The following is a 15362-nucleotide window of genomic DNA, read 5'->3' as shown; positions in this document are numbered from 1 at the left end:
CAGTATTTTGGCAAAAAGATACTGGCTTTTTTTCTGTCATCTATATGCCATTGTTTGTTATGATAATGACGTTTTTGTCTTATATAAGAGTTGTACGACTGTGACCCAAGTATCTGAGTTTTCTCATAAACGTCCTCGTAAGCTCTGGTGGCTAGTGGGGTTTGTGTTGTTTGCGCTATTTGCTGTTTTGCAAATGCCAGCAGCATGGTTACTTGAGAAATACGCGCCAGATACGCCTTATGTCCAGCATGTATCTGGCAATGTATGGCAAGGTGCTGCTATTTGGCAGTTGCCTATGTCATCGTCGTCGCTTACAGGTATGGCAGAATGGTCATGGCAGCCTTGGCAGTTACTCATAGGTAAGCTAGGTGCGGACGTCAATATTCACTCATCACAGACACGTCTGAATGGGCAAGTTAAACGTGGGTTAAACTCATGGCAAGTTGACAACATGAGTGGAAAAATTGCACCTGAGACGCTAGCGAGTGTGGTCAACTGGCAGCTGCCGAATACCCCTATTCAAGTAAATAATGTATCGCTAACGCGTCAGTCTGATAAAAGTGATGCATCTAGTAGTGAACCTGCTAAAGACGCTGGCGGATTTAGTGCAGCGGATGGTCAATTGACTTGGGTTGGCGGTGAGGTAGGCTATCCTAGTGGTGGCAAAGTTTTTTATATTACGATGCCTGCTCTAAGAGCCGAGCTTAGTACAGAGCAAAAAAACAATAGAGATTTGCTCCATATTAATTTATTGAACAATCAAGATAAGCGTTTGGGAGATCTGTATCTCGACAGCGATAATATGCTCGATGTCAGTTTGACGCAGCGCTTGCTAGAGAACATGCCTGAGTATAAAGGACAAGCCCCCCAAGATACGCCAGTTGTCAGTGTGCGCCAGCCATTGTTAGCTGGTTTGGGGGCGAACTAAATGCTTAATATTGCCGCAAGCCTAAAACCTGTTATCAATACTCTCAATCGCTTTTCAGGTTGGCTATTATTGTTAGCCATTGCTTGGCTATGCTGGACAGCCGCCCGTCTTTTATGGTTATTGCTAGCAGCGCCTTTAGCACCTGCATTGCCTTTAGCGCCTCTACAAAATAGTGCCAAATCTACCAATGATTATAGTGGCTTATTTGCAATCTTTGCTGAGCCCGATCCTATTACCGCAGCCGTGCAACCACTTCCTAACATTGAGCTAAAAGGCGTACTGCTAGCCATACCTGAGAGCATGTCTTCCGCCTTACTGAATGTTAATGGCGAAGTCAAAAATTACCGCATCGGTGATGAGCTAAAAAACAGCGATTATACGCTCGTGGCTGTTGACTGGAATTCAGTTATCATCGCTGATGCTAACGATAAAGAAACCTTTATTAAAATGCCAGAGGCAATGCCATTAGACCAAAGTGATATGCTAGCAAGCGGAATAAGTAACCAGCGTTTGCCAAATAATAGCATGTTGCCTACAGCGCCCCAACCAGTACAAAACGCTGTTCCTGAGGCAGAAGGGACAACTGGCGCAGACACTTCAAGTAATCCACAGTCAGCTATCGAAGAAGCGGTTACGGCCTTGCAAGAAAACCCTGCCAGTTATCTAAGTAGGATGGGTGTGATGGCATCAGGTGAAAGCTACCAAGTCACAGCGGCGATGCCTGCTGGCCTACGTAATCGTTTAGGTTTAGAGCCGGGCGATAAGGTACTGACCGTCAACGGACAGAGCGTGGGTAATAACCCTGCGCAGGATGCTGGTGTACTTCAGCAAGTACAGCAAGCAGGTGAAGCGCAGATAGAGGTTCAACGTGGTGAGCAAGTTATTACGATTCGCCAGCAGTTCTAGCAAGGTAGGTTTTTAGCAAAATTGCTCCTTAAAAACTCAGCACATAGTAAGCAATATCACTGTAGGTAATCATCAATATGGTAAGTTTTCAGAATTTTTCAGCCACGCCTTTGTATCGTAGCCTGCAGCGTTTGATGCGCCTGTGTCGGCCACTTTGTCTAGCAGTGCCGTTATGGGCTGCTGGTATTGGTCTTGCCAATGCTGAGAGCTGGAAAGTCAATTTACAAGATGCTGATATCAAAGCCTTTATCAATGAAGTTGCGACCATCACAGATCAAAACTTTGTGCTCGATCCACGTATCAATGGCAATGTGACAGTCATCTCTAACAAAGCCCTGTCCCGTGATGAGATCTATCAGTTATTTCTGAGCGTGATGCAAGTGAACGGTATCGCTGCGATTGAATCGGGAATGACGACAAAACTGGTGCCAGATAATATTGCTAAGCAATCTGGTGTGGCGGTTGATTTACGCGGTGATAGTGTTGGCGAGTCGCTCGCTACTCGAGTTATTTATTTGACCAACACCCAAGCTGCAGAAGTATTAGGTGTTATTCGCCCATTGATGCCGCAGTCGGCTCACGCGGCCGCTGTACCTGGTGTCAATGCACTAGTATTGTCCGATCGAGCAGACAGTCTTAATCAACTGACAGCTCTTATCCGTGATTTAGATAGCAATGTAAATGACAGTTTGCAAGTGATACCACTGCGCCACGTCGATGCCGAGCGTATGATGGAGTTGATTAGCGCCTTAGTCTCAAGTGCAGGTAGCGGGCAAGCCCAAGGTGGCAACAATCAGCTAAAGGTGATTGCTGATACGTCGAGCGATAGACTGTTGGTCAAAGGCAGTCCTGAAATGATTGCTAAAGTCCAAGAAATGGTCAATCAATTGGATACCACGCCGACCAGACGTTTAAGTGGTTTACGTGTCTTTCGTTTAAAGTATGCTAGTGCTGGTCATATCGCCGATATGTTACGCGGCTTACTTGCTAATCAATCTATTAATAGTGCTGGCGCGACCTCGACGTTAGAATCAGCGTCGCTAAATGATGTAAGCAGCACAGGTGCAGCAATCAACAACGCAGCCAGCGATAGCTTAGGTAGCAGTGCGGCCGCTGTCTCGACTAGCAGCACAAGTGGAACAAGCACAGGAGTGGGCGGTCGTCCGTTTAGTATTATTGCCGATGAAACTCAAAATGCCGTTATCGTCAATGCCGCACCTGAGCTCATGTTCGAGATTGAAGATGCAGTCAACCAATTAGACAGTCGCCGTGCACAAGTATTGATTCAAGCCGCTATTGTTGAAGTGTCAGGCGACGATGCCACCCAGCTAGGCGTTCAGTGGGCGCTAGGTAATGCCAATAGTGGCTATGGAGTGGTCAACTTTAACAATGTGGGAGCCAGCGCGACGACGCTTGCGGCGGCTGCTTTAGCAGGGACGAGTACGGCAGGTATTAGTGCTGCTGCCAGCTCTATCGCAGGTGCATTGATAGGCATTGGAGACAGTCGCAAAGACAGTCAGGGCAATACAGAGTTTTATGGTGCTATTTTACAGGCGCTTGACTCATCTACCAGTGCCAACTTGCTATCCATGCCATCGATTTTGACATTGGATAATGAAAAAGCCAGTATCTTAGTTGGTCAAAACGTACCTTTTGTCACAGGTTCTTTTACCACCAGTGGCAATAACTCAAACAACCCATTTCAGACAATTGATCGCCAAGACATTGGTATTAATCTGAATGTCATTCCTCATATTGGTGACAATGGCACAGTACGATTGGAAGTGTCGCAAGAAGTCTCATCAGTCGTGCCAGGCAGTACGGGTAATGCCAGTGGGCTAATTACCAATAAAAGCCTTATTAATACGACCATTCTAGCGGATGATCAGCAGACGATCGCCTTGGGCGGATTAATGCGTGATAACACCACCACACGTCAACAGAAGGTTCCTGGACTAGGCAATGTTCCTGTTATCGGTAGACTCTTTCGTTCTGACAACGACAGCACCCAAAAGAGCAATTTGATTATCTTTTTACAGCCGACTATCTTACGTGATGGCGGCGCGGTAGCGAGTGTGACTGAACGCAAGTTCAATCAAATGCGAGTGTTGCAGCTGGTCATTGATAAAAACGGTACGATCAAGCAATTACCATTGAGCGGCACTGAAGGTTGGAATGGTAATGTCAGTGCAGATTACGAGCTCATGCCGCTAAATCCCCTTATCCCTAAACGTGATCAAGCGCCAAAATCTACTTCGCAAGGTTTTACGAGAGTAGATAGTCCTAATAGCGGTATCACGACCTATCCTCTTAATCGTTAAAATATTAGCTCTATATATAACGGTTAATATGATTCAACCGACATAAATTAATGTACGATGTCATAGATACTAGTTACATCGTACATTAGCTTGCGTATTCATAACACAGATAAACATAGCTGCTTTTATATTTGAGTATATTGGTTACTAATAGAATAATGAATTACGTATCTTATTTTCCACGACAGTAAATCAGAAGCTAAAATGACAGATGATAAAAATACAAAAAAATGGCTTTTACTAAGTGTGGCTGCAACTGCACTATTACTCATTCCTAGGCGCAGTAGTCGAAAGGACAATACGAAGACAGTAAACAACCATGATACCGTATCTAAAGGTAATGATATCAATGATGCTCGTGAAAATGCAGCTAATAAATAGAAGCTAGTAATTAGAAAATAGAAGCTCAATAATGCGTCTATAGCAATATTCTTATATAAAAATACTTATATAGTAAAAATTGCTTAGTGTTTATTACTCAATTCTATGTTCTGAAAAGTCAGTTTTGGAGTTTATTGATGTGTGGCAACAAATCAGCGACCATTGCTGAGAGAACAAACGCTAGAGAAGTTTTAAAAAATGTCTATCCTCTTATAGATACGCATACACATTTTGATGCTCCAGTGTTCGACAATGATCGCAGACAGCAGGTAGAGCAGGCTTATAGTCAAGGTATTCGTCACTTAGTGCTAGTAGGTTATTTATATCAGTATTTTGATCGAATGTATGATACTCAAGACTTTATCAATAAACTGTCGCAGTCGTCTGTGACAAAGGTGAATAATGAAGATAAGTGCGATGTTGCAGCCTATATCGCGCTCGGTTTACATCCTTTTTATATTGAGCAGCATACCGATGATCATTTGATACAACTTGAACAAATGGTGATAGAGAGTCGTCCATTAGCTATTGGTGAGATTGGATTAGACACCTTTACCGATGCAATGAAGCAGCCTGATATGTTTGCTAAACAAAAAAGATTCTTTGCAGCGCAGTTGGATATAGCAGTAACCCATAATCTGCCAGTGATGCTACATATTCGTAAGGCGCATGCTGAAGCGCTCGCAATATTAAAAACGCATAAATACGATGCGCATACATTAGGCGGTATTGCCCACAGTTTTAGCGGTGGTGAACAAGAGGCGAAGGCTTTTGTAAAATTGGGGTTTAAGCTTGGTGTTACGGGTCAGATAACCAATCCGAATGCCAAAAAACTGCGCCGTGCTATTCAAGTAGCAGTTGAGAGTCATGGTATCAAATGCTTGGTCATTGAAACGGATTGTCCAGATATGACACCTACTATGTGTCAGACATCGGATGACACCCATTCACATGATAGAAATATACCAGCCAATCTGCCATGGGTATTAGCAAGCTTGAGTGAGCTATTAGAAATACCACATGATAAACTTGCTAAGCAGTTATGGCAAAATAGCTGTGATGCTCTGAAAGTAGACTGGGCTTATCCAACTTAACTGTGCTACTTATAAAAAAAGCATAGCGGTAATTAGAAGCTAAAAAGTACTAGCCAAATAAATGACAACCAAAATATTTGAAAAGAGAATTTGATCTGTTATGAGTAACACGCGACAATTTGAACAACCAAAATCCGTCGAAGACAGTCTTGCACAAGACGAATCGCGCCAACAAGATGAGCAGTACGATCGTCGTTTTCAAGGTACACGGACATTATATGGTACCTCTGCGGTTGATACTTTTTCGGCAGCTCATGTCTACATTATTGGTGTAGGAGGGGTTGGCTCTTGGGCAGCCGAGGCGCTAGCTCGGACAGCAGTGGGAACGATTACGTTGATTGATTTAGATGTATTGATTGCGTCTAATGTCAATCGCCAATTGCCTGCACTAGACAGCACGTTTGGACAAAGTAAAATTGACGCAATGGCAGCTCGTATTAGAGAGATTAATCCTACAGTAACGTTAAATTTAGTCGATGATTTTTTGACAGTAGATAATGTCGCCACACTCCTACCAAGTCGTGAAGCAGTCAAATCTGCCAATGCTCAGGGTAGACCGATTGTTATTTTAGATTGCGTAGACGATATGAATGCGAAACTAGCAATCGCTTTACACTGTCGTTTTAATAAACTAAAGTTGGTCTGTGCGGGCGGTGCAGGTGGTAAGATAGATCCAAGTCAGATTAGAGTAAGTGATTTGCGTGACTGTTATCAAGACCCACTACTTGCCAAGTTACGCAACAAGTTACGCCACGAAAAAGGCATTAACAGTGCTTTGAAAGAAAAATTTGGTATCAAATGTGTCTATTCGACAGAGCCGCCAATTGTAGATAAAAGCTGTCAGACAGGCGGTTTGCAATGCGGCGGTTATGGCTCAGCAGTAGTCGTTACGTCAGTGGTGGCGATGATTATGGTGAGTGAAGCATTACAATTATTAATAAGACAGACGAGTCGTAACTAATACGTCTGATATTATTTAACGGAGTTTACCTTGTCTATATCTAACTCACCTCAGCAGAGCTACCCTGTCGCGGTAGATGAAATAGAGCGTATCAATAAGCTAAGAAAGTATCAGGTACTCAATGAAGATGAGGAGCCTGCATTTGATCGGCTAGTTGAACTCGTAAAGCTGTTTTTTGATGTGCCTGTAGTCACCATTACTTTCATGGATGAGGAAACCCAATATTTAAAGCCAGCCTGTCAATTCGATAGTGAAGATGAGGCTGTAAGCAAAGGGCCACGTAACACGGCTTTTTGTAATTATACAATATTGTCTGATGATGTATTAATCGTGCTAGACACCTTTAAGGATAGTCGTTTTAGTCAAAGTCCGATGGTCACAGGTGCTCCGTATTTACGATTTTATGTTGGTGCACCTATTATCTTAAATGAAGACAACAAAAGGTATCGTCTAGGCACCTTATGTCTTATGGATACTGAGCCACATCAAAGTTTTAGTAGTCAACAAGAAAAGATATTGGCGCAGTTTGCAATGATGGCCGCAGATGCGTTGAAATTACAAGATAAGCAACGCGATGCTAAGCGTGCTAATGAGATGAAATCGAGCTTTTTGGCTAATATGAGTCATGAGATTCGTACACCGATGAACGGTATTATCGGTATGGTAGAGATGTTAGGTGATACCGAACTCAGTAGCGAACAGCGTGACTATGTTGATAACATTAAAGTCTCCAATGAGCATTTAATGGTCATTATTAATGGTATTTTAGACTTATCGAAGGTTGAGTCTGGAAAAATGACGATTGATTCTATTCCATTGAATTTATCTAGTTTATGTAATGAAGTCGTCAGTTTATTTGCAATAAAAGCACGTCAAAGAGGTGTAACCTTAGATTATCATTATACTGAAACACTATCACCTTATGTAAACGGCGATCCTGTACGTCTAAAGCAGATTATCGCAAACTTGGTCAATAACGCGATCAAGTTTACACGTGAAGGTGGTCAAGTAAGTATCGATGTTAAACATATGGACAATTGCTACTGTCCAAATAACATTGACGAAAAATTCGTGAGTACGAGTCAAGAAAAAGAAGCAAACAAAATAGAATGCGATAAAACTGGTCAGAACATGACTTTGTGTATAGAAGTAAAAGATACGGGTGTTGGTATCAAAGAGGAGTCGTTAGAGGCGATATTTGACGCTTATGACCAAGCAAATAAGTTTACTCATCGTATTTACGGTGGTACTGGACTTGGACTGTCTGTTTGTAAGTCCCTAGTCGATTTGATGGGTGGTCACATTCACGTAAACAGTGAAGTAGGGGTTGGTACGACATTTAGTGTTTTATTACCGCTGACTACTATTGATGAAAACAAGTATGAGACATGGCAAGACTCTCACGATACGACCATGATTGAACCTACGCATGAGCGGTCTGGCCATATCTTGTTAGTCGAGGATGATGCTGTCAATGCAATCATAGCTAAAAAATCCCTAACCAGCAGTGGTCATACCGTCACCCATGTTACAGATGGTCAGCAAGCAATTGAGGCTTTTGCTTTATTCCCTGACCGTTATGATGTGATATTGATGGATCATCATATGCCGATTATGGACGGTGTACAGGCAACTATTAAATTGCATGAATTATATGATCCTCAAGCGTTGCCGCCCATTATTGCCCTAACTGCCAATGCAATGGACGGCGAGCGGGAGAAATATCTGAAAGTTGGTATGCAGGACTATTGCACCAAACCTTTTAAGCAAGAACAGTTGAATGCCTTAGTACAGTATTGGCTGATACAAAAGCAATCATTGGAAGAAGAGTAACTTACTAGATATTAGCATTAGCGCCATTGATTAGCATTTCGATATAACCAAGATTGATAAATATAAAAAAAGCTTAACCGCCTATATGGTGGTTAAGCTTTTTTATTGATGATAAAGATATCAGTAAATATCAACTACCAGTCATGTTTAGAGCGATATTAGTTCACGCGAGTTTGGTAGTCGCCAGTACGCGTATCGACACGAACCACTTCACCTTGTTGCACAAATAATGGTACACGTACAACGGCACCTGTCTCTAATTTAGCAGGTTTGCCACCACCGCCTGAAGTATCGCCGCGTACGCCAGGATCTGTTTCTGTGATTTCTAACTCAACGAAGTTAGGCGGCGTGACTGACAGAGGAGCACCATTAAATAACGTAATGGTACATAGAGCATTGCTGTTTTCTTTTAACCACTTGATTGAGTCACTCATTGCGTTTTTGTCCGCTTGAATCTGCTCAAAGCTCTCAGGATGCATAAAATGCCAAAACTCGCCATCGTTGTATAGATAGTTCATTTCAGTATCCATCACATCAGCAGCTTCTAAGCTGTCACCTGATTTGAAAGTTTGTTCCAGTACTTTGCCACTACGAAGATTGCGCAACTTAACACGGTTGAAGGCTTGACCTTTACCAGGTTTGACAAACTCGTTTTCAAGAATGGCACAAGGGTTGCCATCAAGCATCACTTTTAGACCAGCTTTAAATTCATTAGTAGAAAAACTTGCCACAAGAAACTCCTAGGGGTTGTAAATATAATAGTAAGACATAGGGCTGACTGTACCAAAATTTTCTGTTATGCCAAGTATTTACGGATTAACGAGGATACTTTGATAGGCTAGACACTAAGGGCGTATAATATCGGATTTTGGGCACAGGTAATAGGCTGTCATGATAAACCATTTAATCACACAAAAAAACTGGCAAACGCAATTATCGGAAGCTATTACATCTGTTGATGAGCTATTGAGTATCTTACAGCTTGAATCAATGCGTGCAGAAGTTTACGTACCTAAGCATTTTGAACTGCGTGTGCCGCGTGGCTTTGTGACAAAAATGGCTATTGGCGACCGTAATGATCCCTTGCTTAAACAAGTGTTGCCAGACCAGCAAGAGCAAATTAACGTCACAGGCTACGTAGCAGATCCGCTAAGCGAAAACACTCAAAATCCTGTAAAAGGCTTGCTGCATAAATATCAATCAAGAGTGTTGTTAACGATTACAGGCGCGTGTGCTATTCACTGCCGTTACTGCTTTCGTCAGCATTTTGACTATAGTGCCAATATGCCGACTGCTGATGCAAAAGAAAATATCATTAACTATATTAATGCGAATCCTGAGGTCAATGAGGTAATTTTGAGTGGTGGTGATCCACTAAATGTGACCAATAGACGTTTGTTTTCATGGTTAGATACTTTGGAGTCTCTTCCGCAGATTACTACCATTCGATTGCATACGCGTTTACCATTGGTGATACCTGCACGCTTGGACGCTGCATTGTTAGAAAAGCTGTCTCAGAGTCGCTGCCATATTGTAATGGTTATTCACTGTAATCATGCCAATGAGCTAGATGCACCAACCACTGAATACTTGCAACGTGCGAGAGCAGCTGGGATTACTCTATTAAACCAAGCCGTGTTGTTAAAAGGTATTAACGATACTCTTGACGCGCAAGTGCAGCTTAGTCAGCGTTTGTTTACTTCTGGCGTGCTACCATATTATTTGCATGTGTTGGACAAGGTGGCTGGTGCGGCGCATTTTGATAGTAGTGAGCAATCAGCGATTGAGCTTTATTGGTCATTGTTAGCATCATTGCCAGGTTATCTTGTCCCTAAGTTGGTCAGAGAGTTACCGAATAGACCCTTTAAAGTGCCGATTGATATTTACAGCAATAGCTAATGTAGGGCACTATAACAATTTAGGGGAATTAGTAAACAAAGAATGGTTGTTGTGAGGTGTGTAAATAACACTTATTGAAAATAAAAATTTAAGATTCTTACTTTTCCAATATAATAAATGGATATATTATGGGAAAAGAATATAGACTATCGGCACGCAGATTAATAAAAGAGCATGTAAAGTTAAATATATGGTTCCAATAGTGCCCATATATTATTTGAGTGTATTTTTTAATTAAGGCCCATAATAGATAGACATCATCATTCTTCTACAGTCGACCTTAACAAGCATTCTTTATGCCCTGTATAAAGTTACATTGCTGATTACCTGAAAGTGACCAATAATGAAAGGATACTGATGATAAATTTATCGATATTTAAAGATTATTTAAATTCTACAGCGCCACTACCTCTGTCATCAAATCGTTCAGTAAACGGTCAAGAGCGATACTTACTCAAGCTATTGACAACGCTACCTTCGCAAACTCAGGAGCAGCAAGCAGAACATCTAGAAAGTGTACTAACAGTACTACGTGAAGCCAATATAGATGACCAACAACGCCTTAAACTTACGGCCACAGTAGTCGATGCTTCAGATCGATTGATAGCGACTCTGAGGCAACATTATATATATGAGACAGGTGCGCTTAATCAGTCTCAAATGTCATGTGTTGCTCAAATACAATCACTACATTATTTGATTATCATGGTCTACGATAGAGTTATACGTCGTAAAGCTTTATCTTCAAATGATCCGTTGAAGTTTTCTTCTAGTAAAGGTTGGCAGCGCTATTTTAGTACTGAGAACAAGCCTTCTAGCACGCTCGCTATTGCGACGTATCAGTCACTATTAAGATACCAAAAACTATTAGGTGAAGAGGCGCTATGTTATCGAAAGCCATCAAATTACCTATGGTCTAGAATCAATCAGTTGTACTATTTAGCGCATAAGCAAAAAGTGACTGATATTGACCTGAGCATACATACTGCCACACATCAGGCAAATAATATTCATCAATTATATTGCCAAATCTGTTTACAACATTTATTGAACGTGCGTGCTATGAGACGCCCCACAATCTTACTGGTACAACGATTACTGCCTGAGTGGGCTAAGTATATGGTTGCAACAATGGAGCCAACCACTGAGACACGGGTTTTTGTTGATCTTCATAGTAATAGCCCACCCAGTTATTTAACTGCCAACTCTAATATTAATCCGTATGAAGATCGTCATGATTGTCTATTTATAGAGCTTACGCCGATGGTTCTATATTTCAATTCACGTAAGCGAGCTTTTATAGAAGAAGGTGGTGTAGGAGTGGAGTATAGTTTACTCAATACTATTTCAATGACTATTAGCTATCGTTACTTACAGCCGCCACTTACCTTGCCAACCAAATATAGTACCACCCAGCATGCGAAATTAATTACTAACTTCAGCGATATACACTATCATGCTAGTCATTCACAAAGCTTTGCTAACCTAATTTCTATAAAAGATCTGAGAGAAGAAGAGCGCCCTTTATACAATACATTCGACAAAAGACGCGCTTACGACAGTGCAACCATAGAGTTGTTTGATGATCATGACAATTTTTCACCATATCGCACACTACATCTGTTACCGAAAGATAGTGAGCTAGACAAGGATTCTATTGATGAAGCTGTTCTCAATAAAGGTGGGCTTAGTGTAGAGAAAGCTGACCTTGACTTTTCTACAACGGCACCAAAGCCCTTACATATCATGAATTTGCTTCTAGTCTGCCGCTCTGATGACACGGTTCAACCTGACTGGTCAATAGGCGTGGTACGCTGGCTCAATCTAGATACCAAAAATCTAGAAGTAGAATGGCAGGTACTCGGACATAAGCTTGTAGCGTGTGGGTTACGTTTGGAAGGCAGCAAAACGAGAAGCCACCATTTTGTACCAGCATTTATCCTTGGAAAAGATGAAAAGCTGAACACTACTGGCACGTTGATAGTACCACCTTCTTATTTTCAAATCGATGATAGAGTCGTCATGCGTATCGGCAATAAACAAACCTCTTTACGATTAGGGCGTAGGCTGATGATGACTGATGAGTTTAGTCAATATGAGGTAGCGCAACTATAGGTCTTATCTTTGTTCCCAAAACGCAGATGGATAGGTTAGTAGCAGCGAAGTTATACAGGTTTTTCACAAAAATATGATGCACAACAAGGGGGGTAAGTTAATCTGCAGCGGGCTGAATTATTGTCTATAATGACGGATGTTGTTACTCTGACTTCTATGATACCCCTAACAATAAAAAAACAACCTAAACCAAAAACTCAGTCAATACGATAAGATTTTCTGAACTTCATCCTAATGCTTCTTTCATGTTAGGCTAGTCTGAAGGAAAGGTGTAAGGTATCAAGATAAAAATACGACTAAAAGGCTCCCTATGCGCTCTCAATCTCTTTTGAATTTATTGGTAATCAATGATGATCAGCTCTACGCTGAACGTCTTGTGCAGTTATTGAGTCCTTATTACGATAATGTGAATTTGGGTTTTTTGGACGATAAAGAGGAGCTATTGAAACTCTTACGCCAACCGTGGGATGTCTTGGTATTTGGTAAGGCTTATGATATGAGCTTTACGGATGTAGTGAGCCTAGTACAAGAGCAAAGTATTGATCTGCCGATGATTTGTCTAGTGAACGAAGAGATAGCGACGACAGCTTGTAATGAGGAAGGACTACCTACTGTCATTAGTGGCACAATGGTCAAAGCGCTCACCATCGATCAAGAAATGCCTGTCGTCATGGCTATTTGTCTGCAGCATAGTAGTTTGCGCAGTCGTCGTGAGCTAAAAACTTTACGTCAAGTACTTTCTGAAGCAGAACAGCGTGCTAATGTATTGATTAAGAACTCTAAGAGTGCGGTTGCTTATATTGATGAAGGGATTCATATCTTTGCTAATGATCCCTATCTCCAATTATTCGGTTTCAAATCAATGAATGAAGCGGTAGGCGTGCCTATTATTGATTTGATTTCGGGTGGTGATAGTGTCAAAGGATTTAAACAGTTTTTACGTCAGTTTGACAAAGGCAGTCGCCAAGACGTTGAGTTTAATTTTGAAAGTGTGCGGACAGATGGCAGCACTTTTGAAGCAAAGTTACAATTGGCATCGGCAACATTAGAAGGTGAGCCAGTCACTCAGATTATTATTCAACAAAACAATAGTAATAGTGCAGAGGTCGCTAAACGCTTGGCTGCCGCTGAGCGCAAAGACAATTTAACAGGCCTTGATAATCGTCGTGGTTTTGAAGAGCAGATGGCAATAATACATCAGCAGGCAGTACAAGGATTGATGACAGCAGCACTGCTATATGTGCAGCTTGACAATGTAGGTAGAATAAGAAGTAGCTTAGGTCTACAAGGAATAGATACGACTGTCAAACAAGTTGCCTATACGTTAGATGAGCTAGTACCTGATGGTCATGTGAGCCGTTTTAGTGATACCGCGTTTACGATACTTGTCAAAAATAAGACTGCAAGTGAACTTGAAGAACTGGCTGTGCATATCGGTTCCTCTATTAAGGATATGTTTATTGAGGTAGATAAACGTACGACGAATACAACGGTTAGCACTGCTATTGTCAAAATTGAAAAGAACACAGCAGAGCCTACTGTCATACTAGAACGTGCTATGGATGCTATGAGTCAAATCATGGTAGAAACTTCTAATAGCGGTGGCTCTTATCATATATATGATCCAAGCGAACATGCTAATAGTGACGATCATGCACTTGCCGAATCGTTGGTTGATGCCATTACTAACAACCGCTTTGAGCTATCATTCCAATCAATATACGATATCAACAACGATCGTAGCGATTTCTTTGAAGTGTATCTAAGGCTACCATTGTCCGATGCGGACAATACTGTATTGACCCCTGATCAGTTTATGGCAGTGGCTAAAACGCATCAACTATTAGAAAAGATCGATCGTTGGGTACTTATTAATGCCTGCAAAAAAATTAATGATGTACGTAAAGTGCATCCTGAAGCCAGATTGTTAGTACAGTTAACCAGTGCTTCATTAGTTGATAAAAAATTGCCGATTGTTGCCAGTCAGTTGATAAAGGCAGTGGGCGGTACAGCTGGTGTATTAACACTACAGTTCAATGAAATAGATATCTCTGATCATTTAACCGTCGCCAAATCCCAATTTTCCGCGCTCAACGATGTCAATTGTCAAATCGGTGTTAATAACTTTGGCTCGTCTGCCAAATCTATCGAAATTGCCAATTTTGTCCAGCCTGATATGGTACGCTTAGCACGCAGTTATATTCAAGACATTGGTTCAGCAGAAAATTTAGAAACGGTCAAGTCTATTATCATGCGCACTAATGATATCAAAGTCGATGTGCTCATGCCTTATATCGAAGATGCAGCCACGATGTCGGTCGCTTGGAGTGTGGGCGCACGCTATTTGCAGGGGTATTATTTAGAAGAGCCTAGTAGCACAATAAAGGTAGCGAGTTAAAGGGCCAATATGTCATGGCGATAATATTCCTCAACCAAAGATTGCTAAAAATGACACTTATTAATAAATATCAAATGAGCAGTCTTTTGGCTGCTGTTTTGTTGCTTGCAGCTTGTGAGAAAACGCCACCTGACCACCGTGCTCCTGTGACTCTGCCCTTATATACCGACGGAGATGCGGACAACGGTTCGATAATTTATAAAGATGCTTGCGGTCAATGCCATCAACGTAATGCAGGTCTGAATAAAAAAGGCCCACAATTAATGAATATATACGGTGCGCCGGCTGCCGAGTTAAAAGACTATACCTACAGTAAAGGGCTAGAAGATTCAGGTTGGGTATGGGATGCAGAGACACTCAATCCATATATTGCAGATGCCCAAAAAGCCATGCCAGACTCCAAAATGCTGTCTGACCCGATGCCAGATGCGAAAGAGCGTGCCGATATCATTGCTTATTTATCTACGCTCCGTGCCGCTGCACCAACCGTTACAGATGATGTGAACTGACTTATCATCGTTATGAC

The 15362-nt window shown here is 41.7% G+C and carries 12 protein-coding genes; 11 read left to right on the top strand and 1 reads right to left on the bottom strand.

The window, feature by feature from the left end; genetic code table 11:
- Nucleotides 1-100 precede the first annotated feature (100 nt).
- The 7 genes from gspN (at nucleotide 101) to ACQKCP_RS09775 (ending at nucleotide 8424) form a co-directional block, all read left to right on the top strand.
- Complete coding sequence (gene gspN / locus ACQKCP_RS09805) at nucleotides 101-928, top strand: type II secretion system protein N (protein ID WP_427612196.1); 828 nt, start codon at nucleotides 101-103, stop codon at nucleotides 926-928.
- Nucleotides 929-1834 (top strand): type II secretion system protein N, encoded by a 906-nt coding sequence (locus ACQKCP_RS09800; protein WP_427612195.1) that lies wholly within the window; start codon nucleotides 929-931, stop codon nucleotides 1832-1834.
- A gap of 77 nt (nucleotides 1835-1911) precedes the next feature.
- Nucleotides 1912-4155, top strand: a complete 2244-nt coding sequence (gene gspD / locus ACQKCP_RS09795) for a type II secretion system secretin GspD (protein WP_427612194.1) — start codon at nucleotides 1912-1914, stop codon at nucleotides 4153-4155.
- 204 nt (nucleotides 4156-4359) lie between these two features.
- The gene (locus ACQKCP_RS09790) at nucleotides 4360-4536 is read left to right on the top strand and encodes a hypothetical protein (protein ID WP_427612193.1); all 177 of its coding nucleotides are present in this window, start codon (nucleotides 4360-4362) and stop codon (nucleotides 4534-4536) included.
- 137 nt (nucleotides 4537-4673) lie between these two features.
- Nucleotides 4674-5630: a TatD family hydrolase gene (locus ACQKCP_RS09785; RefSeq protein ID WP_427612192.1), complete on the top strand. Its 957-nt coding sequence runs from the start codon at nucleotides 4674-4676 to the stop codon at nucleotides 5628-5630.
- Nucleotides 5631-5730: 100 nt separating this feature from the next.
- Nucleotides 5731-6591, top strand: coding sequence for a tRNA threonylcarbamoyladenosine dehydratase (locus tag ACQKCP_RS09780; RefSeq protein WP_427612191.1), 861 nt, complete (start codon nucleotides 5731-5733; stop codon nucleotides 6589-6591).
- A gap of 30 nt (nucleotides 6592-6621) precedes the next feature.
- Entirely contained in the window at nucleotides 6622-8424 is a 1803-nt protein-coding gene (locus ACQKCP_RS09775) for an ATP-binding protein (RefSeq protein WP_427612190.1), read from the top strand.
- A 158-nt stretch (nucleotides 8425-8582) separates the two neighbouring features.
- On the opposite strand, the gene efp is transcribed toward ACQKCP_RS09775, so the two are convergent.
- Complete coding sequence (gene efp, locus ACQKCP_RS09770; protein ID WP_057761310.1) at nucleotides 8583-9155, bottom strand: elongation factor P; 573 nt, start codon at nucleotides 9153-9155, stop codon at nucleotides 8583-8585.
- A 160-nt stretch (nucleotides 9156-9315) separates the two neighbouring features.
- On the opposite strand from efp, the gene epmB reads away from it, so the two are divergent.
- The 4 genes from epmB (at nucleotide 9316) to ACQKCP_RS09750 (ending at nucleotide 15345) form a co-directional block, all read left to right on the top strand.
- Nucleotides 9316-10323, top strand: coding sequence for an EF-P beta-lysylation protein EpmB (epmB, locus tag ACQKCP_RS09765; RefSeq protein ID WP_427612189.1), 1008 nt, complete (start codon nucleotides 9316-9318; stop codon nucleotides 10321-10323).
- 357 nt (nucleotides 10324-10680) lie between these two features.
- The gene (locus ACQKCP_RS09760) at nucleotides 10681-12438 is read left to right on the top strand and encodes a hypothetical protein (RefSeq protein ID WP_427612188.1); all 1758 of its coding nucleotides are present in this window, start codon (nucleotides 10681-10683) and stop codon (nucleotides 12436-12438) included.
- A gap of 310 nt (nucleotides 12439-12748) precedes the next feature.
- A complete protein-coding gene (locus ACQKCP_RS09755; protein ID WP_427612187.1) occupies nucleotides 12749-14836 on the top strand; it encodes an EAL domain-containing protein in 2088 nt (695 codons plus the stop codon).
- A 50-nt stretch (nucleotides 14837-14886) separates the two neighbouring features.
- Nucleotides 14887-15345, top strand: coding sequence for a c-type cytochrome (locus tag ACQKCP_RS09750; protein WP_404693452.1), 459 nt, complete (start codon nucleotides 14887-14889; stop codon nucleotides 15343-15345).
- Nucleotides 15346-15362 lie beyond the last annotated feature (17 nt).

Origin of the sequence: Psychrobacter sp. NPDC078631 (assembly GCF_050268165.1) — a bacterium.
Taxonomy (GTDB): Bacteria; Pseudomonadota; Gammaproteobacteria; order Pseudomonadales; family Moraxellaceae; genus Psychrobacter.
The sequence above is the reverse complement of the archived record's forward strand: the minus strand, read 5'-3'. Positions and strand labels throughout refer to the sequence as shown.